The organism is Paenibacillus ehimensis NBRC 15659 (assembly GCF_004000785.1).
Classification (GTDB): Bacteria; Bacillota; Bacilli; order Paenibacillales; family NBRC-103111; genus Paenibacillus_G; species Paenibacillus_G ehimensis.
This window is the reverse complement of the sequence record NZ_BILX01000019.1, coordinates 55,108-78,464: the sequence shown is the minus strand read 5'-3', so window position 1 is coordinate 78,464 and position 23,357 is coordinate 55,108. Positions and strand designations below refer to the sequence as shown.

Genomic DNA, 23,357 nt, shown 5'->3' with positions numbered 1-23,357 from the left:
TGGCGGGGCGCCGAAGGACATCCAGAGCGGGAAGGCTGCAGCGGATCCACGAAGCTTCGGCGGCCTCTGCCGAGGAAGGGAGGGACAACTTTACTGTTTTGAAGGCGCTTTCTAAAGACTTGAGTATAACATTTTTCAGAGGAGTGATCTTTTATTGTGAAAGCTTTTTTCGGTAAAAAAGTGAAGGTATCTTTCCTGATTGCAACTGCGATCATGCTGCTGCTCGCTTCCGCAGTGTATGCCGCTTCGACCTCTACCCCCGGAGCGAAGCTGTATTGGGGGAACGGCAAGTATTATGTTTTTAACAATACCTGGGGCAGCGGCAATGCCGGAAGCGGTTGGTGGCAAACGGTGTATCACAATAACGATAACGATATGGGCTGGACTTGGGATTGGAAAACTGCTAATCCTGGCAGCGTCAAAGCGTATCCGTCCATCGTCTCGGGCTGGCACTGGACGAACGGCTATACGGCGGGAAGCGGCTTTCCCGCGCGAATTTGGGATAACAAGAGCATCAACGCTTCCGTGAACTATTCCATCAGTGCGAGCGGATCTTATAATACCGCCTACGATATATGGATGCACGACACGAACAATGCCGGCACCGGCTCCAGGCCGACCGATGAAGTGATGATTTGGCTGAACAACACGAATGCGAGTCCGGCCGGCTCTTATGTTGAAACCGTTTCCCTCGGAGGCAGCTCCTGGAATCTGTATAAAGGCTTCATTTACGATAGCGCTGCACAAACTACGGGCTGGAATGTGTATTCCTTCGTCCGGACTTCCAATACAACCAGCAGCAGCTTGAACCTCCGGGATTTTATAAACTACATCGTTTACACTAAAAAATGGATGAGCAACGCCAAATTCATCAGCAGCGTGCAGTTCGGTTCGGAAATTTTTACAGGCACCGGTCAAATGCACATCAACCGCTACAGCGTTAACGTTCAATAAAACCGGATTGCTGTCTTATTTCCGTTATTTTGTATATTCGGAAAAGGAGAAAACAGATGACAAAACGCAGAAAATCATTACTGTCCCTCATGATGGCCCTTGCATTGATGCTGTCGCTTTTTTCGCCCGCGGCATCAGCCGCACCCAGCATGCAGGCCTATGTTAGCGCGATGCAGCCCGGATGGAATTTGGGCAATTCTCTTGACGCGACAGACAGCGAAACGTCATGGGGCAACCCTGAGATTACTCCGTCGTTGATTCAACAAATTTCCGCCCAGGGCTTCAAAAGCATCCGGATTCCGATCACATGGAGTCACCGGATGGGCGGCGCTCCGGACTATACGATCGATCCGGCGTTCATGGACCGGGTACAGCAAGTTGTCGATTGGTCGCTGGATGCAGGTCTGTACGTCATGATCAATATCCATCACGACTCGTGGCAATGGATTAACGCGATGCCGGCGAAACACGACGAAGTGCTGGCCCGCTTCAATGCAGCATGGACACAACTCGCCGACCGATTCAAGAACCATTCCAGCAAGCTGATGTTCGAAAGCGTGAACGAGCCTGTTTTTGAGGGTGTCGATGATGCAGCGCAAATGGCACTGCTCGACGAGCTCAATACATCCTTTTTTCGCATCGTCAGGGCTTCCGGAGGCAAAAATGCCGTTCGTCCGCTCGTGCTGCCGACGCTATGGACCAACTCCGGACAGGAATATCTAAATTCGGTTTCCACTACGGTGTCCAATCTGAACGATCCGAATTTGATCGCCACCGTGCATTATTACGGATACTGGCCGTTCAGCGTCAACATCGCGGGTGAAACCAGGTTCGATGATTCGTCGATTAACGATATCGTTACCTCGTTTGACCGTATCCATCATACGTTTGTCGCTAACGGTATCCCCGTTATACTGGGCGAATACGGATTGCTCGGCTTCGACAAAAATACGGGAACGATCGAGCATGGCGAGATGCTGAAATATTTTGAGTACCTGACCCAATATGCCAGGTCGAAAAAGATCACCCACATGCTGTGGGACAACGGTCAGCATTTTAACCGGAACACGTTCCAGTGGAACGATCCGGAGCTCTACAACGTGATCATGGCAAGCTTGACAGGCCGTTCGTCCACCGCCTCGACCGATCTGATCTTCCTCAAGCAAGGCGCAGGGGTCACGGATGCTGCGATCGACCTTAACTTGAACGGGAACAGGTTTGTCTCGCTCAAGAACGGAAATACCACGTTGAAATCCGGCAGAGATTATAAGATCAATGGAAACGTATTGACCATCAAAGCCAACTATCTCTCCAAGCTGATTTCCGGCGGGCTCGGGGAGAAGGCGGTATTGTCGGCCCAATTCAGCGCGGGCGCCAATTGGAGCTTCCATGTGCTCCATTACAACACGCCGAAGCTTGAAAACGCTTCAGGCACGACCGGCTCCTTCGTGATCCCGACAGCGTTCAACGGTGACCGTCTTGCTACGATGGAGGCCGTTTACGCAGACGGCAGCAATGCCGGTCCTCAAAACTGGACGCCATTCAAGGAATTTGGCTACGCGTTCGCGCCTTCCTACTCCGAGAACCAAATCACGCTTACACCGAATTTCTTCAAAGAGGTGAACGACGGAGTGGTGAATCTGAAATTCCACTTCTGGAGCGGTGCCGTTGTCAATTACACGATAACGAAGAACGGTGCGGGCGTTTCAGGGACAGCTTCGTAAAAGTCAGATCGTATTTTGAGACCGCACCTTCCGGTCTCTTTTTTCATGCTAATTAGAAAGGATTGAGGTATGCGCAAAAGGTGAAATAAGGCGATGCCAAACGATTCACTCATGTCTGCCTACGCTTGCTAGAGCTTCGCGATCTGCAGCTTGGGGCGGTTGCTCCAACCAGCCATGATCAATCAAAATATTGGCGCCATCCTCGACGTAATTCCCCACTTCCAATAAAAGACGTCCATAGGCTGCTGTTACATCATGTCTTGCGGAGAAGGCTAAGGCATTTCCATAACCACGTATCCTCATTGAAAACATATCCAGTTTATGGGCCAGCATTAGTTTATCTGAAAATGGAGGGATTGTGGAAGTCGTTACCAAGGGATCAAGAATGGAAGGCGATGATAAATTCTCCTTTTCAAGCATTTTGCTGCAGATGTCATAATGTTTGGCGGCAATTTGTTTGCCCCTTAGAAAAAAAGATTTAGCTTGGTCTAATTGGGCGACTTGACTGAACCCGATTAAAATACACTTGCTTATCGCGTTATTTTCTATGTTGTCGAATAGATGAGTGATCTCCAAAGCTTGTAGTGGTCTGACATCTCCCAAAAAACCGTTCAGATAGCTTTGTTTTTTTATAAAATCGACCTGGCTCGGATAAGGAATATAGGGAGCTTCTGCTACAAAGCCTTTTTTACTCAACATCTCGTTGACCTGATTGATCAATTTCGTTGTTGAGTTTAAACATTGGGTAAAGAAGACCCGAATATCTGGTCTTGTCATTAAAGGGAGAGCGATTCCATAAATACTTAATCCAGCTTTGCTCGTATATCTCAAATAATAAAGATAAAATTCGTCAGCGAACAACCTTGGTGCCCTTACATTAACATCATCTTGTGTGAATCCGATGGGAAGGGGATAATGTTCTTGGATAAATAGATCCTTGACACCCTGTACGAATTGTTCTGTCAAAATAAGCGCATTCTCCACGACTTTCTTGATTTCCTGGTCTTCAACATGGTGGAGCATATGACTTAAAACGCATGAAGCCATCGAATTTCCCATGTAAGTCGCCCACAGCTTGGCCTGCTCAGCTGAATTTAATTTTTTGTTTGTATTAAGCTCGATTTTCATCATTTCCTCCATTTTGATAAAGCTTTACCCGACCCATTATTAATAAAATGTTGGTTTTTTCGAATATTATTCATGAATAAAATCGCCACCTGGCGCCTCATCTGATGGAGTGCAGGCCAGTCCGGAGTTGCGGCGCTTCATGCAGATGACTGCTTGGCGTGTTTCAAATCAGTGATTTGAAGCCGGGTAGTATATAAAAGGTAACTATCTTACGAAAAAGTGAGTACTTGATTTTACTATTTTGATGTAACATAATCACTCTGCATGCTTAAAGGAAAAACTGGGGATCATGCCTAAGTATGCAGCCATTATATCCATAAGGAGAGGTCATCATGGAATTGAAACATAAAACAGCGATCATTACCGGAGCGGGAAAAGGGATTGGCAAAGCGATCGCCGTGCAGCTTGCCAAAGAAGGAGTAAATCTCGGTCTGACGGCCAGAACTTCGTCCGATTTGGAATCGCTTCGCGCGGAGCTGGAAAGCACTTATAGCGTCAAAGTATTTACCGCAACCGCAGACATTGCCACAAGAGGGGCGGCCGAGCAAGCCGTCGAATCGCTCATCGGCAGCCTCGGCTCGCTTGATATCTTGATCAATAATGCGGGGATCGCACAGTTCGGGACTGTGGCCGATATGGAGCCTGAATTGTGGGAGAGCATCATTCAAACAAACCTCATGGGTACCTATTATGTGACTCGCGCCGCGCTGCCGACGATGCTGGCACAAGCGAGCGGCAGCATCATCAACATCTCCTCTACGGCCGGGGAGCGGGGCTTTGCGACCGGGTCCGCCTATTGTGCGTCCAAGCACGCGGTGCTGGGTTTTACGGAGGCGCTGATGCAGGAAGTGCGGAAATCCAACATTCGCGTAACGGCGCTTACGCCGAGTACGGTCAATACCGAGCTCGCGGCGAACGCCGGACTCAAAATCGGTGACGAAGACCGGATGATGCAGCCGGAAGACGTGGCAGATCTTGTGCTCGCCGCATTGAAGCTGCCAGCGCGCGTTTTCATCAAAAATGCAGGGGTTTGGACAACCAATCCGCAATAGGATATCCAGGCGAGTTGGAATAATCTATTTTACGAAATGGTAAATATTTGTACAAAAACGGAGTCTCGCGGGTTTGCGGGCTCCGTTTTTTGTAATTCGCTACCATCCAAAATAACACAACCATAATTAAGTATGGAAATAAATCCATGTTTTGGACTATAGTAGAGTAATAGAAGACAAAACCAAAAGAGAGGAGAGAAAGTAACCCGATGACACCTGCTGACGGAACAGCACGGAATGAGGTTTTGGGCGGCAGCCAATGCTGCTTGCCGTTGTTCTCGAAACCCGGAAGCCAGGGCGAACCCGTGGGCGATTACGTTTTCCATACCATCCGTTTAGGGAACAACCGGTTCAAAGCCATGACGGAATTCATTCGCCGGCATCAGCTTTGCATGCCTTCGTTTTTAGCGGCGGTATGGTCTGTCCTGCTGTCCCATTATGCCAATCAATACGAGGTGCCCGTTTTGCATTCCGTCATGCCCGACGAAGAAGAAGAGCATCAGCATTATCCGCTGTTCGTCCACATTGGAAAAGAAGATGGTCTTCTTGATTTGGTGCGCAGGGTTAAAAGCCAATTGGATGATCGGAAAACGGAGGACGGTTCCCGGAGGGCAACGTTAGCGCCGCAAACCGAAGGGACTCTTTCGGCACCGGGACGCAGGGAATTCTTTAACGTCGGCATCGTGGAAACGCGCGCAAGGAATTTGCTCCCGGCCGCCAAGGACTCTCGCCGCGGCGTTGATCAGCCGGAGATTGCACTTCGCTATCGTTACCGTGCCAACGAGCTCGAATGTGCGGTTCAGTACGACGGCAAGCGCTTCGGCAAAGCGCAAATCTCCAGACTCGCAGGGCATTTCCGGGTGCTGCTGACCAATGCACTGAATGCGCCGGAGAAGCCCATACTTTTCCATCCGTTCCTGACCGCTGGCGAGGGGAGGCGATTGGTTCGATGGAACGATACGGACAGGACGTATCCTGCGCATAAAACCGTCCATCAAATGGTAGAGGAACAAGCGGCCAGGACGCCGGATGCGGTCGCCTTGGAGTTTCGTCGGCAGAAGCTGACCTATTCCGAATTAAACCGCCGGGCTAACCGAATCGCCCGCATTATATTGGAGGCGTATCGGCAGAACGAGCAGGGCGATCCGCCGCGGGGCATGCTGATTCCGATCATGATGGAGCGAAGCGCAGATGTGATTCCGGCCATGCTGGGCGTCATGAAGACGGGAGGGGCTTACCTTCCGATCGATCCCCAGTATCCCGAGGAGCGCATTCGGTTTATTTTGGAGGATGCTCAAGCCCGAATCATGGTTATAACGAGCCCATTGGCCGCCAAGCTGAAACCGGTGATATCTCAAGCCGGTATGGAGGAGAAGGCGCTGATTTGTATCGACGAATGGCTTGCCGAGCCCTGCCATTCCGTTGAAGATTTGAACGTCGAGGTCAAGCAGGACGACCTGGCCTACGTCATTTATACGTCCGGTTCCACCGGAAAACCGAAGGGGGCGCTCATCGAACACGCCGGCCTTGTTGCGTTGATTCCTTATCTTATCGACAGGTTTGGCCTGACTTCGGATACGAGAGTGCTGCAGTTCGCTTCGATCAGCTTCGACGCGTCGGTTTACGAATGGATCGGCACGCTGACGGTCGGCGGAACGCTCGTTGTCCTGTCGGAAGAGGAACTGCCTCCCTATGCCGATATTTCGGACGTGCTTGAGCAAAAAAATATTCACCTTGCCATGCTGCCGCCCGCCGTCTTGCGAACGATGAGTAAGCGGGAGTTACCCGGCTTGCGGGCAATCGTGTCAGCCGGGGAAGCTTGTACGCCGGAGATCGTGAAGGATTGGGGAAAGGACCGGATATTTCTGAACGCCTACGGTCCGACGGAAGTAACGATTATTTGTTCCGTGGGACTTTGCCGTCCGGGGAAAAAAGTGACGATCGGGCGGCCCGTTTATAACAAACGGCTGTTTGTCCTGAATCCGTTCGGCCAACCGGTTCCGGTCGGCGTTCCCGGCGAGCTGTGGGTGGGCGGCGTCGGGCTGGCCAGAGGCTACCTGAACCGCGAAGAGCTGACCAAGGAACGGTTCGTCCACAAAGAGCTTGTGATGGGGGACGGACATGCTCCGCAAATCGAGAGGTTATATAAAACCGGAGATAGCGTCAAATGGACTTCAGGCGGGGAATTGATCTTTATCGGCCGCAGCGACGATCAGGTCAAGATTAGAGGCTACCGCATTGAGCTGGGGGAAATCGAGCATTGGCTTCGGCAATATCCGGGCATCCGTCAATGCATGGTCCGGGCATGGCAAGACGGACCTTATCAGAAGCTGGCGGCTTACTATACCTCCTTCAAAGAGCTGGAAGAGGCCGAATTGACGCGGCATTTGAGCTCCGTTTTACCTTCTTACATGATTCCGTTCTATTTTTGTCGATTGGAAGCGTTTCCTTTGAATCCAAGCGGTAAAGTGGACCGGTCGGCGCTTCCTCATCCAAGCGCGGCTTGGAACCGCTCTTCCGAAGAGGCGGCGGAAGCAGGCGAGGACGAAATGGAGAAGCGGCTGCTTCACATTTGGCGGCACCTGCTGAAGCGGCAGCATATCGGGGTCAACGATCATTTTTATGCCGTCGGGGGTGACTCGATCCTCGCCATTCAGACGGTATCCATGGCTAGGGATCAAGGGATTGTCGTGACTCCCAGACAAGTGGCGGAGCATCCGACCGTGAAGGATTTGGCTGCCGTGGCCGCTTGGGTGGACGACGGGAAGCAAAAGAAGCAGGCCGTCGATTTGGCTGGCGAATTCGGACTGACGCCGATTCAGCACTGGTTTTTCGAGCAGCGGTTCGAAGAGCCGAACTATTTCAATCAGTCTCATATGCTGCTGCTCAACCATTGCGATCCTGCAAGGCTGGAGGCTGCCCTCAACCGGTTGGTCCGGCTGCATCCGGAGCTGGCGGCGCAATTCATAAGACGCGGGCAAACGTATATGCAGCGTTATCGAACAGACGCTGTCGTGCGGCTCGCTTCCCACACGCTTCAAGAGACAGACCGCGCCGACCGGGAAATTGCCGCCATCTGCGCGAAATGGCACCGTCAACTGGATTACGAATCGGGAACATTGCTTCGTGCCGGTGTGATCGAAGGCCACCCCGACGGTAAAATCCGCCTATTTCTCACGGTTCACCATCTGGTCATTGACGGAGTTTCCTGGCGCATTTTGCTGCAAGAGCTGTATTCGTTATATCAAGGCGCTGAGCTGCCGCCGGTTCCAAGCTCTTTTAAAAAGTGGCAGGCTGCGATCACGGACTATGCGCAACACGAGCGTCTTCGCGCTCATGCCGGCTATTGGAGGAACGTGCTGACCCGTTCTGCCGCGTTCCAATTACCGGTGGACCGCTGCACGGATAACAGAAGCAGCGCCGAAACCGCGGAGCTTGTTGCAGCGCTCCCGTCAAGCGATACGCAGCGGCTGCTGCATCAGTGCGCCCACGCTTATCATACGCAGATCAACGATCTGCTGCTCAGCGCCTGGTCTCTGATGCTGTCCGCTTGGTCCGGGCAGGAAACGGTCGCCTTCCGGCTGGAGGGTCATGGACGGGAGCACTCCGTATCCGACATGAATCTGACCCGGACCGTCGGCTGGTTCACATCGATGTTTCCCGTATGCATCCGCTTGTCGGCTGACGCTTCATTGGGAGAGACGATCCAATCCGTCAAGGAGCAGCTGCGCCGTATCCCCGACCGCGGCATTTCGTATGGGGCTCTGAGGTATTGTCATGCGGACGAGACAGTCCGAACCGCTCTGACGGCGCCCGAGCCGCAGGCGTTGTTCAACTATTTGGGCCAGTTTGATCACGCAAAAGCCGGGGAAGCGAACGAATGGCTGAGCTTCACGCGCGATGCCGCGCAGGATCATAGTTCGCCCCGGAACCACGGAACAAGTCTTTTGGAGCTTAACTGCTCCATCGTTCACGGCCAGCTGCATGTGTTCATGAAATACAGCACACGCCATTACGAGGAAGCGACAATTGCCCAGCGGATCGAATCTTTTATCGCTTATCTGCGTTCCATTATCGAGCACTGCGGGGGAAAGGAGGACGAAGGGTTTACGCCAAGCGATTTTCCGCTCGTTTCCCTCGAACAGCCTTCGCTGGACCGGATCGTAAACACGTACCATGCGCAATATGGCCTGGATAAAATGATGCCGCTTAGTCCGCTTCAGCAAGGTTTGTTGTTCCATTATTTGGATCACCCGACCTCCGACCAATATTTTGTACAGACGAGCTGGAAATACGAGGGCAGGCTGGAGGCGAACCTTTATCGGGAAGCGTGGAGGCGTGTCGTTGCCGAAAATGATTGTTTGCGGACCTGCTTCGTCTGGGAAGCGCTGGACGAGCCGGTGCAATGCGTCGTCCGAGCAGCGGAACCGGATTGGACGATCGTAGATATCGGTTCACACCCTGCGGACCGGCGGCAAGAGTACCTCGAACGGTGGATGACACTGGACCGCGACCGCCGTTTCGACCTGCGCCGGCCTGCATACCGTCTTGCGCTGATCCGCAGCGGACTGGAAGAATGGACGGTAGTTTGGAGCTACCATCATATTTTGCTGGACGGATGGAGCCTTCCGCTGCTGCTTAATCGGGTCCACGACCTGTATGAAAGCAGCTTGCGGGGCATAACGCCTCACCGCAATCCGACGCTCCCATTCGAAGCTTACATTCGATGGCAGATGGCGAAGGACCGGACGGAAGCCGAATCGTTCTGGAAGGCTTATTTGGCTGACGTTACCGAGCCGACCCCGCTGCCGATGGAGAAAAGCGGCCTGCGCTTCGATACGCACCGGCCGATCCGCAGGCAGCAGACCGAGACGCTGCAGCTGGACCCGGCCTTTACCGGGCGCATGACGGCGTTTGTGCAGCAGACGCGCATATCGCTCAATACCTTGGTGCAGTTCGCTTGGGGAAAAGTACTGCAGGTGCTTCATGATGCGGATATAACCGTATTCGGCATGGTCGTGTCCGGCCGCGGGTCCGATCTCGCCAAAGCGGACCGCATCACCGGCTTGCTGATTCATACGCTTCCTTTGGTGATGCATTGGAATACGGACCAAACCGTCGCCGGCTATGTCAAGGAGCTTCATCAGACGATTCAAAAGCTGAACGATTACTGCTGCGTCAGTCTGAACGAATTGAAGGGCTGGAGCTCCGTGCGAGACCATACGATGTTCCACAGCATCGTCGCTTTCGAGAATTATTTGAACGACTACCGGCAGCCGGCCAGCGGACTGTACATGTCGGCGATGGAGGAGCGCGAGAAAACGAATTATCCGCTGACGATCACCATCGCGAACGATGGAGACCGGCTCGTCATCAAGCTGATTTACGATGCGGACCGGCTGGAGCAAGCAACGGTTCGCCGGTTGACGGAGCATCTGCGTCAGGCTTTGCATATGGCGGTGGAGCATCCGGATCGCGCTGTCGGAGATATTGGCTTAGCAGCCGAAGACGAATACGATCGAATCGTTTACGATTGGAACCGTACGTTCACGGAATACCCAAGGGAGAGCTCGGTTCCCGAGCTGTTCGGGGAACAGGTCCGGCTTCGGCCTGCCGAGCCGGCGGTGATCGCCTACGACCGGGTCGTGACTTACGATCGGCTCGACCAATTATCCCGGCATGCGGCGAGCTTGCTCCTCGCAGACGCGTCGGGTCGCGGAAAGCGCATCGGCGTGTGTCTGCCGCGTTCGCTCGAATTTATCGTTGCCATCCTGGGCATTTTGAAGGCGGGATGCGCCTATGTGCCGATCGATCCCGATTTCCCGGCGGAGCGCCTGCGCGACGTGATCCGGGACGCCGGACTGGACACGATCATCACCTCCCGGAGCGGAGCGGACAGCCTGACGGAAGCGTGTCAGGATCATCTTAGCTTAAAGCTGATCTGCGCCGAGGAGTTCGACAACATCACATCCGCTGGGCAGGAAGAGCAAGGGAGCGCCCCCGCTGCCGCTTGTGATCTTGCTTATCTAATGTATACGTCCGGTTCAACAGGGAAACCGAAAGGGGTGATGGTCGAGCATCGCAGCATCGTTCGTCTGGTCAAAAACACGAACTATTTCCCGTTTTCTCCGGATATCAAGCTGCTTTATACGGGTTCGCCCGTTTTTGACGCTTCCACGTTTGAGATTTGGGGCACGCTGCTGAACGGAGGCCGCCTGTTCGTTGTGTCCAAAGACGATCTGATGAACGTCCGTCTGCTGGAGCAGCGGATGAAAGCATGGGGCATTAACGCGTTATGGCTCAGCGCCGCATTATGCAATCAGTGGACCCAGGAGAACGAAGCGATGTTCGCCGGACTCCGTTGGCTGCTCGTAGGCGGCGAAGCGTTATCGCCGAAGCCGATCAATCGTTTGCGGCTGGCATATCCGTCCCTTACCATCCTCAACGCCTACGGTCCGACGGAGAACACCACCTTTTCGACGAGCTATCCGATCGAGCGGACTTTTGAACGTGACATCCCTATCGGCAAGCCGATCAGCAATACGACCTGCTATATTTTGGACAAAAGGGGACGTGTCCAGCCTGTCGGAGCGGCCGGAGAAATCTACGTAGGAGGGGACGGCGTCGCGCGCGGCTATTGGAAGCAGGAGGAGCTGACGCGGAAGGCGTTTGTTCCGAATCCGTACGCTTCCGCCGAGGATCGGGAAAAAGGACGAAATCTGGTGCTGTACCGGACAGGGGATCGCGGGAGATGGCTTCTGGACGGCAACATCGAATATATCGGACGGAGCGACGGCCAGCTGAAGCTTCGCGGCTACCGGATCGAACCGGGAGAAATCGAGCACCGTCTCGGCTGCTATCCCGCCGTCAAACAATGCCTCGTCGTCGCCCGCGAGCTCTACGGGGAACTCCGGCTGATCGCTTATTATACATCGGAAACGGATGAACAGGGTGTCCAGGAAGAGCGGCTGCAAGCCTTTATGGCCGAGGGCCTGCCTTCGTATATGCTTCCTTTCCGGTACGTCCGGCTGGAGTCGTTTCCGTTAACGGTAAACGGGAAAATCGACCGGGCAAAGCTTCCTTTGCCGGAGGTCCGGCCTCCCGGACCGGCGTCCGAATCCGGTGCCAAAACCGGGCTGGAACTACGGATAGAGCAGATCTGGCGCAGCGTGCTTAAGCTCGATCACATCCGCAAGGATGAAGATTTTCACGCGTTGGGCGGCCATTCGCTCCATGCGCTGCGCATCGTCAGCCTGCTGCAAAAGCACGGGTATCCGGTGACGGTCAACCAGATTTTCCGGGAACGAACGATCGAACGCTTGGCCCGTTCCTTGAACGGCACGCTGTTGGCTTTGGCTTCGGGCCCCCGCCCGGATACGGAAGTGGCGTTACGGCAGACGTATCCGAATGACGGCTTTCCGCTGTCGGCCGTGCAAAGGCGCTTTTTCAAACGCGACTTGAAGAACCGCAACATGTTTAACGTCCCTTATCTGGCTTTGCTCAAGCGGCGGATCACACAGCAAGAGATGAACCGTGCGCTGCAGCTTCTGATCGGCCGGCATGCGGCGCTTCGGCTAACCTTTGCCCGGCTCGATCACGGAGAATGGTACCAATACGAGCGGGACATCGAAACGGACCAGGCTTTTGCGTATGTGGATTTGCGGGAGCCCGCGGCATCCCATGACGCCTTTATCTCGGATTACTGCTCGAAGCTTCAGCATGAATTTGACATTGAGACCGGTCCTTTGTGGAAAGCCGTATTGTTTGACCATTATGGCGGCGGAAGCCGGCAGGTGCTGCTGCTTTTGTTCCATCATTTGATTTTTGACGGGATGTCGATGAATATTTTTTTGGATGATTTCAGACGGCTCCTATTAACGGGGGCTGATGGAGAGCTCACCAGCGAAGCGGGAAGCGGCTACCGCGATTGGTGCCTGGCACTGACGCAATACGCCGCCGGCGGCATTCCGTCCGAAGCGGCAGCTTATTGGAGAGGCGTAGTCGGAGGAGGCCAATCTTTGCGGGTCGACTGGGAAGCGCAGGAATGGCCGGTGCACCGTCATATGGCGACGGTCACCTATGATTTGCTGGAAGGCACCGAGCAGGTCGGCCAATTGAAAGCATTGGCGGCACAGCGGCAGACTACCCCGCTCGGCGTCCTGTTAGCGGCCTTGTCCCAGGCCTGCTTCGACTTGAAAAAGCAGCCGGACCTGCTGCTTCATCTGATGTCCTACCAGCGCGAGTCCTTCCTGCCGGGCATCGCGATTGACCGCACGATCGGATTTTTTGCCGGGGCGTATCCCGTACGAATCCGCATCGGGAAGCAGGAGCTTGCAAGCGGTACCGAGGCGCTGCTGGAGCATGTCAAGCGGATGCTGCACGATATTCCCAAGGAAGGTACGGACTATTTTGCTTTGCGGCATATCATACCGGAGCTTCATCCGGAGGCGGAGCCGCTTTTGGATGAAAGCCGCATGCTGTTCCACTACCAATCGGAGGAAACGGCTTGGCAGGCCGACGACTTCTATGAGCCGCTGACCCTTCCGTACGGAAATACCAATGCGCCGGACAACCCTTCCGCTTATTGGTTGAACATGACGGCTTGCTTGAAGCGGGACAGGCTGAGCTTGACATGCTATTACAGCACGCTGCACTACGAAGAACAAACGATGGTCGGGCTGGTGCGCCGGTTTGCCGGACATTTGCGCCAATGCATCGAGGTTGACACGCTCACAATGACAGGAGAAGGGAGCTTCCGGTCATGAAAATTTATGAATTTTGCCCGTTTTTTAACGAAAACCGGGTGGCGGAGATCAAACTGAAAGAAGATGCCCGCTGGATCGACGAGCTCCATGTAATCGAGGCCAACAAGACATTCAGCTATGCAGACAAGCCTCGAAATTTCGATCCGGCTCATCTTGGTCCGAAGGTAATTTACCATTCGCTTCATGCCGACAATGCGTTTCGCAAGCCGGAGCGGCACCAGCTGTACTTCAACCCGGAGACTTGCCAAGCGGCAAACTTTGACCGCTGGTATTGGCGCTTGCTCAGCTACAACAGCGCATTTCATAACGAGGCCTGCCAAAGAAGCAGGTGCTCCGACATTTTGCGGGAGCGGGTGGAGGATGACGACGTGATCATCCTCGCTGACTTCGACGAGATCATCGATAGCCGGATGGCGGACCGGATTGTCTCGGAGGTGAAAAGACGTCAAGTCATTACCGTCAAAATGCACTATTCCGTCTTTTTTCTGAATCTATTCTGCCGCTCCAACCATGGCGCTCCACACTGGAGCTACCGCGTGTTCGCAATGACCGGACGCTTCTTCAAGAGCATGCCTTTCTCCGCGGATTATTTGAGGAAGAAGGGGATTGCCGAAGGGCTGTATCAGGACATCTACTGCCTGGAGGAACCGGCCGGGTTTCATCATTCGTGGCTGGACTACCGGCAAACCGCGCTGCCCAAGCTTCAAGCGTTTGCGGCCAATGTCAAGGACAAAAGCATCGTGAACGAGGAGTACATCAAGCAGTGTCTGGACGATAAAAAGCTTTACTATCTCGATACCGAACTGTACGTGGATAATGAAAAACCGTTTTTGACCGCTCTGCAGGACGTTCAGACGGCGGATCTGTGGTATTGAAGTTAACGAAGAACCCGAAGCGCATCGGGTTCTTTTTTTACAGCGGAATAACCTTACAACGAAGGTGTTTGACCGTGCTCGTCGAAGTAATCCGTATGCTTTCGTCCCGAAATATCATTTTGTTACTCATCTATGGCAGGTTGTTGCCCCAACATTGTTCATGGCTAAACCCAATCGAATGTATTACAATGAATAGTTGGCCAAGCCTATTAAGTGGAACTAAAGCGAGGTTGCCATGATGCATTCCTATCGTCCTGTACAATCGCCGAAATTGCAGCCGGAGCTGCATCGTCCCGAGTACATTTACCGGGAATATGTGCCGAGCCTTCAGTTAGCATCGCATATTGTTTGTTATTGGACAATGGATTTTCAGGCCGGCGCCGGAAATCAATGGCATCGGATCCTCCCGGACGGCTGTGTCCATATTATCGTGGATCTTCACTCCCCCTCTTCCGGGAAGGCCGCGTTTGTCGATGGACTATCGACCCGTTACAAAGTTTTACATTTCACCGAGGCGCGTTCGGTATTCGGCATCCGGTTATATTCGGAGTCGGCCCGGGCTTTTTTAAAATATCCCCTCTCGGCGTTTGGTGGACACCATGTTTTCCTGGAAGAGATCTGGGGTGTTGAAGGGCGGCTTATGGCCGAAGAAATAATGGCCGCAAATACCGCTTCGGACATCATTGCCATCGTTGAACGCAAACTAAGCCAAATGCTGGCTTGCAGCGATACTTCTATCCCTTCCCTGGTGTACCAAAGCACGCGGTATATGTATGAATTCAAAGGGAATCTGACCGTAACGGATTTGGCCGAAAAGCTTAACTTCAGCGAACGGCATCTAAGAAGGGCATTTGATCGGGAGCTCGGCTTGAGCCCGAAGGAGATGCTGGGAATCGTCCGGTTTCAAAGCCTATTGCAGGAGTTTTCCAGCGGGGGCTATTCCAGCTTGACGGATCTGGCGCTAAAATACGGTTACTATGATCAGTCGCATTTTGCCAAAGACTTTGCACGTTATTACGGGCTGCCGATAAAACGAATGATGAAAAAGGGCTGAAGAAGTCCGTTTTTTACTATTTTGACTGTCAGTACAAGATATATGATAGGGGGGAAGAAAATCAAATCACAACGATTGGAATGGTGAAGCATGGCGGTTAAATTGAAAAGAATCGGGATTTTCGTGAAGGATATGAGAAAGGCTTTGGATTTCTACCGTATGCTGGGTGTGGAAATACCGGAAAGTGCCGACGAAGAAAATCACGTTGAGGTGGAACACAACGGGCTTCGCTTGGCCGTGGCCACACGGGAATCGGCACAAGTCGTTTATGGTGGCTGGGAAGAGCCTTCCGGATATCGATTCGAGCTCGCCTTTCAGTGCGACAGCCGTGAAGCGGTGGACGAGCTGTACCGTCAATTGACGGAGCATGGACACATCGGACATCGCGGGCCGTTTGATGGGTTCTGGGGAGAACGCTACGCAATCGTGCAGGACCCTGACGGCAATCTGATTAGTCTTGTCGCTTAGCTCATATATGAAAATATTAAAGCCACTCCGTCGGAGTGGTGAGGTTGTTGAGAAAGTGATCAATTGAAGCCATAGATGTTACGAGGGGGTGGGGTATCTACTTCCGGTCGCTCTTGTCAGCGGGAAACTTTGATTGAAGCCGCTTAGCAGCGGATATTTCCCGCAGACAAAGGCGAACGCTATCGCTCCTCCAGTAGATACCCCACCTCCGTATGTTTTTCTATTTTTTATATGACCACTTTCTCAACATTCTGGCCACTCCGTCGGAGTGGTTTTTTGACTTTAAAGAAAGATCTATTATATATGTTATTTAATTCAATTGTTACCGTTTATTGAAAGTATCATTGTTGCGCTGAAGCTCATCGATCATTTCGATAATTAAAGACAAGAAATGCTTACTGAGTGCATTTTTTCGGAGGACGAACCGATCTATAATCAATCATGCAAGAGATATTCCATTGATGCTGGGAGGTCAAGGCATAGCAACGGTAATAAAAAGGAGATCCCGGGGGGAGCGCCTCGTACGCAAAACAAATTTGGTGAGACTCGCACAAAAAGAAAGCGCATACTTGTTTTTGAGGAGTACGAAATAGCTAAGGATTGGAGGGGCAGCGTCTATGAACTATAGCTACAGCACGCAAAGAACCATTATCCTTGTCAGTTTTTTAACGGTGCCGCTGCTGCTGCTGCTTACGTTTTCTTATTATCCGCTGGTCAGTTTGTTCTATTACAGTTTCATGGAATGGGACGGGCTGACGGAGAAAGTATTCGTGGGCCTTCGGAATTACAGGGAGATTTTTACCAATGCGGAGTATTTCGGCGTATTGAAGAATAACGCTTATTATTTTATCGGCGGGTTGCTTCAAACGTCGCTCGCCCTTTATTTTGCCGTGCTGCTCAACAGCAAATTGAAGGGAAGAAACGGGTTCCGCGTGATCCTGTTCCTGCCCTATATCATGCATAGCGTCGCGATCGTCTTTATGTTTCAGGCGCTTTACAACAACCAATACGGCACGCTCAATGCTTTTCTGGATCTGGTTGGGCTTCAAGGCTTGAAGCGGGATTGGCTTGGCGACCCTTCGGTCGTTAACTATGCGCTGGCTTTCGTTTCGATGTGGAAATACATGGGGCTGAGCATGGTGATTTTTCTCGGAACTTTACAATCGATTCCGCAGGATATCTACGAGGCCGCCCGGATTGATGGCGCTTCCTCCACACAGCAATTCCTGCATATTACGCTCCCCGGTATCCGCAAGGTGATGGAGCTTCTGCTGCTGCTGACCCTGACCGGTGCTTTGGAAGCGTTTGAAATTCCGTATATCATGATGCTCGGCGCCAACAATACCGAAACGTTCATTATCAAAACGGTCGATGTAGCCTTTAAATTCCAGCAGGTTGGTTTAGGTTCCGCGCTGGCCGTGGTGATGCTGATGATTGTCCTCGTCTTCGTGGGCCTGCAGCGTCTGCTGGTGAAAGGGGGAGATGAAGCATGAGAGAGCAATCGGTTTTGGTCCGGGTGCTTCAGTATGCATCCTTGTTTATCGGGGCATTCGTCGTATTGTTCCCGCCCTATACGGTATTTATCACCTCGCTGAAGACCAAGCAGGAGTACCTTCAGAACCGGTTCGCCCTTCCGGCTAATTGGTTCCACTGGGATAATTATCAGTTCATTTTTACCAAAACAAAAATCTTAACGACGGCATTCCCCAACACGCTGTACATCATCGGACTTTCTGTGGCGGGGAACATCATTCTTGGCACGATGGTTGCTTATGCGCTCGGCCGCTTTGACTTTAAGCTGAAGAAGGTCATCATCGGCATGTATCTGCTCGCCTCCGTTACGCCTCTTGTAACGACGCAGGTGGCAACCTACGGGCTCATGAATTCCCTTGGGCTGATCAATAATATTCATGCGCCGATTCTCTTGTATCTGGGCGCCGATGTCATTTCGATTATGATCTACCTGCAGTTTATCCGCAATATTTCGTACTCGCTGGACGAGAGCGCTATGCTGGAAGGGGCTTCCCTGTTCCGGATTTATTGGAACATTATTTTCCCGCTGCTGCTGCCCGCGACCATTACGGTCGTGATTCTCCGGACGATTTATATCTATAACGATTTTTACATTCCTTTTCTTTACCTGACGAAAGTCAATCTGCAGGTGGTTTCCACTTCCATCTTTCAATTCGTCGGCCCTAACGCGGCGAGCTGGAATTATATTGCGGCCATGATCATCGTTATTTTCGTACCGGCGATTATCTTGTTCCTGTTCTTGCAAAAGTTTATTTACGCCGGCGTCACCAGCGGTTCCGTTAAAGAGTAATGGATTTCGTTTTTTTTGTTAGCGAAAATGAGTAATTCAAGACAACTTTTGATAACAAAAGCCAATGAATTTTACTAACAATATTATACAATATGGATGTAAGCGATAACAATAACAATTAACAAACGAAAAGGGGATTCGGCAAATGAAAAAAATGTTCGGTACGGTACTCGCCGTTGCTCTTGCTTCGTCCGCGTTAGCCGGCTGCGGAGGAAGCGCCCAGCCGACGAATGAAAGCGCTGCGAAAAGCGAGCAGGGCGCAGGCGGAAACGGCGATATCAAAGGGAAAATCACCTTCATCACACAGCGTACGGACCTCGTGAATGACGGTACCTTCGACAAATATGAGGAAGCCTTCAAGAAAAAATATCCGAATGTCGAGGATATCGAATTCGAAGGGATTACAAACTACGAATCCGATATGCGTGTCCGCTTGTCCGCGAACAATGTCGGTGATGTCATGCTTATTCCGACCAATATCGCTGCCAAGGATCTCGGCAAATTTTTCGCTCCGTTGAACGGGCTGGCCGATAGTCTGGGCGACCTGTATTTTAAAAATTACAAGGCCGATAACGGCCAAATTTACGGGATCGTCTCCGGGGTTTCGACGGAAGGGATCGTCTATAACAAGAAGGCGTTCGAGAAAGCGGGCATTACCGCGGTACCCAAGACGCTCGACGAGTTCTATGCGGCCTGCGAAAAATTAAAGGCGGCCGGGATTGTGCCGATCTACATCAACAACGGAGCGCAGTGGCCGATGAAAATGTGGGGCGAGGTTCTCGTACAATTTTCCAGCGGAGATGCCAACTATTTGGACAAGATGGTGGACACGGACGAGCCGTTCAAGCTGGATAACGAATTCGGCAAGGGCTTTACCATCTTAAGAACATTGAATGAAAAAGGCTACGTGGAAAAGGACTTGTACTCGAACGTCTGGGAAGCGTCCAAAGGCGAAGTGGCGACCGGCAAGGCCGGCATGTATTTCCTCGGCAACTGGGTTATTAACCAAATTATCGGGGCAGGGGCGGCCAAGGAAGATATAGGCTTTTTCCCGTTTCCGTACGATAACAGCGGGAAGCTGAACGCTCTGCTCAGCGCGGATTACTTCTACGGCATCAATGTGAACAGCAAGAATAAGCCGCTTGCCGAGGCTTGGATCAAATTTATGGTAGAAGAAGCGGGTTATGTGGAGGCCTCGGGTTTTATCCCGCCGCAAAAATCCAAAGAGCCCGGTCTGGCGCAGCTCAAGGAGTTCCAATCGTATAAGCCGGCATTGATCGAGAGTGTGCCGACTTCCTCGAAATGGAACGATATCGGCAACAAAGCCAAGATCGATTTCTTCGGCGGCAAGTATATCCAGAGCATCTTGAAAGCGAAAGACCTTAAAGCGGAGTTGGATGGGTTGAACCAGAAATGGAAGGAAGCAAGAGCGGCGGTGAAATAAGCCTCATCACAGCTTAGCCGGTTTTCGTTAGAGCAGTAAAGGGGCATAACCCGGAAGAGGAGGAGATCCTGCTTTCGGGTTGTTTTTTTGAAACAACCGATGGGGGGCTGTGCTACAATAATACCGGAAGCAGCAACAAGTTTGGCCGTCTTATGCGGTATGCGGTAAGGAGAACCGGGATGCAAAAACGAATTCGACATCTTTTTCCCCGGCTGGGGAGCATGGTGCAGTTGGCTCAGCTTCGGATGGAATGGAAGCTCATTATTGTTTTTGTCAGTCTGCTTATCATTCCGATCTCGCTGCTCAGTTATTACTCGTATCGGACCTATCGGGACTCGGTACAGGATCATACGGCCGCTTATGTCCAACAGGTCTCCAAAGAAATGGCCAACCGGCTCGACGAATACATTCAGGATATGGAGAAGCTTTCGACGATTCCGGCGTATGTGGAGGAGATCAAAGAAAATTTGGAGCTCTCCAACCGGTATTATGAGAGTCTGAGGGACGAATCGGCGAAGATCGCGTCGCCTTCCCCTTCTCTTACGCCGTCTTCCTTGGACATTCGGCAGCGCATCGAATCCAGCATCAATTTCCTGAACAATATTAAGGAAGATACGACTTCCGTGTATTTATTCGATCAATACGGCAATGCGTATTACCGCTACAAGAGCGGGGTGCGTCAGGATATCAACAAGCGGTATGCGGTCTGGAAACGGGCGGTGGAGCGGGACAAGGGGCTTCCGGCTTTAATCCCTACGGAGGAAGTGATCAACAACACGAATCGGCGCAACTATCTGTTCTCGGTTGTCCGTGAAGTGTTCAACAACGCTTACGAACCGATCGGTTTGGTTGTCGTGGATGCAAATATGGCTTCCTTTGAACGTCTGGTTAAAGATATGGATGCGGTGACCCGGGGAAAGACGTTTATTATCAATAATGAAGATATCGTCATCTACGATAGCGACCGCGCTTTCATGACGCGGAAGATCGAGGAGGGCCACTGGCTGCAGCGCGGCCGGGAGTCTCAAGGAAGCTTCTTGGAGCAGGTAGAGGGCGGGGATTCACTGGTTGTTTACTCCATATCGGAGCGGTCCGGATGGCGAGTGGTGATCACGGTCCCCTTGGATCAGTTGACCCAAGGAGTTGAAAGAACGCGGGAGTTTACCTTGTTCGCGACTTTGCTTACAATCGGTCTGGCGCTCGCGATATCGATCTTCCTCTCCTTCGCTTTGACCCGCTCATTAAGGAAGCTGGTCGTTCTTATGAAAAACGTTCAGCAGGGCAACCTGGATGTCCGCTTCCCGGTTACGTCCCAGGATGAGGCGGGCCGGCTTGGCAATCAGTTCAACCGGATGATCGACAGAATCCGGCATCTTATCGAGGAGAACACCCGGATCGGCGAGAGAAAGAAGGAGGCCGAGCTGCACGCATTGCAGTCGCAGATCAACCCGCATTTTATCTACAACACGCTGGAATCCATCCGCATGACGGCAGAATTTAATGACGATGACGAAGTGGCCGATATGACGGAAATTTTGGGGAAGCTGCTGCGCTACAGCATTACCGATAAGAAGGAATTCGTGCAGATGGAAGACGAGCTTGAACATCTGCGTAATTATATGAAGCTTCAGGAATTCAGGTATCCGGGCCGCTTCCAATTGACGATTGAACCGTACGAGAAATTCGAAACGCTTCGGATGCTGAAACTGACCGTGCAGCCGATTGTGGAGAACGCCATCCTTCATGGGATGAACCCCTCCCGGAAGATGATCGTCTCCGTATCTTTCGCCAAGAGCGGCGAAGATGTGGTTATGGTCATTCAAGATAACGGAACCGGCATGAACCCGGAGACGCTGGAGAAGCTGCGCCGGACCTTGTCTTCGGCAGAGGGGAGCCCAAAAGATAAGAGAAGTATCGGTCTGCGCAATGTGAACGAGCGGCTGAAGCTGTATTATGGCGAGTCGTACGGGTTGGAGGTATACAGCGTCGAGGGCAAGGGGACGGAAGTTCATGTAAGACTGCACCGTTCAACGGAATAGGAGTGGAGAAGCGTGCTGCGTATTATGATAGCGGACGATGAGGAACGCATTCGGCTCGGACTGGAGAAAATCATTCAAAAGGAAAGCGAGGATTACGAGATTGTCGGTTCCTACGCGAACGGTTTGGAGATCCTGAACGCCCTGCCCGGCAAGGAAGTCGATATGATTATTACCGATATCCAAATGCCTGCAATGGATGGGCTCGAGCTCATCGATAAGCTCCGGGAGCGGAAGCCCGGAGTGCCCTGTGTGATTTTGAGCGGCTATAGCGAGTTTGAATATGCCCGCAAAGCGCTGAAATTCGGCGTGGTGGACTATCTGTTGAAGCCGGTTAATAAGCAGGAGCTCTTTGCTCTGCTGAGGCGGCTGCACGGTGAGACGGAGAGACGGCGTGTCGAGGGGCGGGCAAGGCAGACCGACTGGATTCGGGCGAAGCTGGAGGGAAGGGAGGTAGAGCCTGCCGGCGAGATGCCGGAGCCGCCCTGGGAAGGAGAAGCGGCTTGCCTCGTGATCCGGGGGGAAGAGCCGATCGAAGAGGGAGCTCTCCGGGCACGGATCGCCGAGGTGGCCGGCGCCGCTTTCCTGGAGGCGATTCCAATAACCGGGCATATGATGTGCCTTCTGGTCGCGGCTGATTTCCGGTCGTATCCGCAGGGAACGGCCGACCTTGCCACGCGGCTGGCCCTCTCTTGTACGACGGGGCAAAAGGGATGCTTGTCCGTTGGGATCGGACCGGTTGTCCGAGGTCCGCACCAGTGGAGCGAGGCTTTCCGCGAAGCGCTCCGGGCCAGTCACTACGCGATGTATGGAACCGGACGGGTGCTGACCGCGATGGTGGAGGAAATCCCCGCAGCCTCGCTGCACGGGCAGTTCGCCAAGCTTGAGAAAGAGCTGAAGCCCTTCCTTGAAATACTGGATGAGGCCGGCATTCGGGAGGTGCTGCAGAAGTTCGTGCTTCGGCTGGCAGAGCTTCGGCCGGAGAAGCGGCAGCTGCTCGAACTCTTCGAGCAGACGGTCTTCCTGCTGCGGCAGGATATTCCCGAGTTTGTCGAAGTCATCGAGGATCATTACGGCGGCTCGCTGAAGATGGAATCTCTGATCGAGAACGCCATGCGGTTCGAACAAATCGGAACCCAATGGATTCGGAGCATAACCGAACTGCTCAGGGGGTGCCGGGAGCGGCGCAGCAGCCGGGAGAACCGGGTGATTGGCCAAGTGAAGAAGATTCTTGCGGAAGGCTTTCAAAGGGACATCGATTTGCAGTCCCTCGCAGCAGAGGTATACCTCACCCCGAACTATCTGAGCAAGCTGTTCAAAGCGGAAACCGGGCAGACACTGACCGAATTTATGATCGGCATCCGGATTCAGAAGGCGAAGGAGCTGCTGAAAGAGCATGCCGAGCTTAAAACTTACGAAATCGGCGAACGGGTAGGGTATCCCGACCCGGCTTATTTTAACAAAATCTTCAAGAAGACCGTAGGCTTCACGCCGAAAGAATACAGGGATATCGTGAGATAAAAAGAAATGGGGG

13 protein-coding genes and 1 pseudogene are annotated in these 23,357 nt (G+C 52.5%); 13 read left to right on the top strand and 1 reads right to left on the bottom strand.

The features are described 5' to 3' along the window. Positions 1 to 156 precede the first annotated feature (156 nt). Positions 157 to 954: a GH12 family glycosyl hydrolase domain-containing protein gene (locus tag PEH01S_RS13645; RefSeq protein WP_025846107.1), complete on the top strand. Its 798-nt coding sequence runs from the start codon at positions 157 to 159 to the stop codon at positions 952 to 954. A 56-nt stretch (positions 955 to 1,010) separates the two neighbouring features. Next, positions 1,011 to 2,678: a cellulase family glycosylhydrolase gene (locus PEH01S_RS13640; protein ID WP_127486055.1), complete on the top strand. Its 1,668-nt coding sequence runs from the start codon at positions 1,011 to 1,013 to the stop codon at positions 2,676 to 2,678. A gap of 105 nt (positions 2,679 to 2,783) precedes the next feature. Here the strand turns inward: PEH01S_RS13640 and PEH01S_RS13635 are convergent, their stop codons facing one another. After that, complete coding sequence (locus PEH01S_RS13635; protein ID WP_246062913.1) at positions 2,784 to 3,806, bottom strand: DUF3231 family protein; 1,023 nt, start codon at positions 3,804 to 3,806, stop codon at positions 2,784 to 2,786. Positions 3,807 to 4,138: 332 nt separating this feature from the next. Here PEH01S_RS13635 and PEH01S_RS13630 point away from each other — a divergent pair, with 332 nt between their 5' ends. The 11 genes and pseudogenes from PEH01S_RS13630 (at position 4,139) to PEH01S_RS13585 (ending at position 23,344) form a co-directional block, all read left to right on the top strand. After that, entirely contained in the window at positions 4,139 to 4,858 is a 720-nt protein-coding gene (locus PEH01S_RS13630; RefSeq protein WP_127486051.1) for a 3-ketoacyl-ACP reductase, read from the top strand. Positions 4,859 to 5,067: 209 nt separating this feature from the next. Beyond that, the gene (locus tag PEH01S_RS13625) at positions 5,068 to 13,623 is read left to right on the top strand and encodes a non-ribosomal peptide synthetase (protein ID WP_127486049.1); all 8,556 of its coding nucleotides are present in this window, start codon (positions 5,068 to 5,070) and stop codon (positions 13,621 to 13,623) included. Further along, positions 13,620 to 14,498 carry a glycosyltransferase family 17 protein gene (locus tag PEH01S_RS13620; RefSeq protein WP_025846115.1) on the top strand — a complete coding sequence of 293 codons (879 nt, stop codon included), beginning with the start codon at positions 13,620 to 13,622 and terminating at the stop codon, positions 14,496 to 14,498. The genes PEH01S_RS13625 and PEH01S_RS13620 overlap by 4 nt, the downstream gene beginning before the upstream one ends. Before the next feature lie 235 nt (positions 14,499 to 14,733). Continuing rightward, positions 14,734 to 15,090, top strand: a pseudogene (locus PEH01S_RS36145) (DUF6597 domain-containing transcriptional factor); the annotation flags it as partial. A gap of 48 nt (positions 15,091 to 15,138) precedes the next feature. Then, the gene (locus tag PEH01S_RS34585) at positions 15,139 to 15,552 is read left to right on the top strand and encodes a helix-turn-helix transcriptional regulator (protein WP_161782214.1); all 414 of its coding nucleotides are present in this window, start codon (positions 15,139 to 15,141) and stop codon (positions 15,550 to 15,552) included. Between the two features lie 90 nt (positions 15,553 to 15,642). Then, entirely contained in the window at positions 15,643 to 16,020 is a 378-nt protein-coding gene (locus PEH01S_RS13610) for a VOC family protein (RefSeq protein WP_025846117.1), read from the top strand. 617 nt (positions 16,021 to 16,637) lie between these two features. Continuing rightward, positions 16,638 to 17,513, top strand: a complete 876-nt coding sequence (locus PEH01S_RS13605) for a carbohydrate ABC transporter permease (protein WP_025846119.1) — start codon at positions 16,638 to 16,640, stop codon at positions 17,511 to 17,513. Continuing rightward, entirely contained in the window at positions 17,510 to 18,343 is an 834-nt protein-coding gene (locus PEH01S_RS13600; RefSeq protein WP_025846120.1) for a carbohydrate ABC transporter permease, read from the top strand. Before PEH01S_RS13605 ends, PEH01S_RS13600 begins: the two co-directional genes overlap by 4 nt. 145 nt (positions 18,344 to 18,488) lie before the next feature. Continuing rightward, entirely contained in the window at positions 18,489 to 19,787 is a 1,299-nt protein-coding gene (locus tag PEH01S_RS13595; protein ID WP_025846121.1) for an ABC transporter substrate-binding protein, read from the top strand. Between the two features lie 179 nt (positions 19,788 to 19,966). Beyond that, positions 19,967 to 21,826 (top strand): sensor histidine kinase, encoded by a 1,860-nt coding sequence (locus PEH01S_RS13590; RefSeq protein ID WP_127486045.1) that lies wholly within the window; start codon positions 19,967 to 19,969, stop codon positions 21,824 to 21,826. A 12-nt stretch (positions 21,827 to 21,838) separates the two neighbouring features. Continuing rightward, complete coding sequence (locus PEH01S_RS13585; protein ID WP_127486043.1) at positions 21,839 to 23,344, top strand: response regulator; 1,506 nt, start codon at positions 21,839 to 21,841, stop codon at positions 23,342 to 23,344. Positions 23,345 to 23,357 lie beyond the last annotated feature (13 nt).

Excerpts from the sequence above, each read along its gene's own strand:
- PEH01S_RS13640 (WP_127486055.1), top strand. The coding sequence starts at position 1,011 with ATGACAAAACGCAGAAAATCATTACTGTCCCTCATGATGGCCCTTGCA.
- PEH01S_RS13635 (WP_246062913.1), bottom strand. The coding sequence starts at position 3,806 with ATGAAAATCGAGCTTAATACAAACAAAAAATTAAATTCAGCTGAGCAG.
- PEH01S_RS13630 (WP_127486051.1), top strand. The coding sequence starts at position 4,139 with ATGGAATTGAAACATAAAACAGCGATCATTACCGGAGCGGGAAAAGGG.
- PEH01S_RS13625 (WP_127486049.1), top strand. The coding sequence starts at position 5,068 with ATGACACCTGCTGACGGAACAGCACGGAATGAGGTTTTGGGCGGCAGC.
- PEH01S_RS13620 (WP_025846115.1), top strand. The coding sequence starts at position 13,620 with ATGAAAATTTATGAATTTTGCCCGTTTTTTAACGAAAACCGGGTGGCG.
- PEH01S_RS34585 (WP_161782214.1), top strand. The coding sequence starts at position 15,139 with ATGGCCGAAGAAATAATGGCCGCAAATACCGCTTCGGACATCATTGCC.
- PEH01S_RS13610 (WP_025846117.1), top strand. The coding sequence starts at position 15,643 with ATGGCGGTTAAATTGAAAAGAATCGGGATTTTCGTGAAGGATATGAGA.
- PEH01S_RS13605 (WP_025846119.1), top strand. The coding sequence starts at position 16,638 with ATGAACTATAGCTACAGCACGCAAAGAACCATTATCCTTGTCAGTTTT.
- PEH01S_RS13600 (WP_025846120.1), top strand. The coding sequence starts at position 17,510 with ATGAGAGAGCAATCGGTTTTGGTCCGGGTGCTTCAGTATGCATCCTTG.
- PEH01S_RS13595 (WP_025846121.1), top strand. The coding sequence starts at position 18,489 with ATGAAAAAAATGTTCGGTACGGTACTCGCCGTTGCTCTTGCTTCGTCC.
- PEH01S_RS13590 (WP_127486045.1), top strand. The coding sequence starts at position 19,967 with ATGCAAAAACGAATTCGACATCTTTTTCCCCGGCTGGGGAGCATGGTG.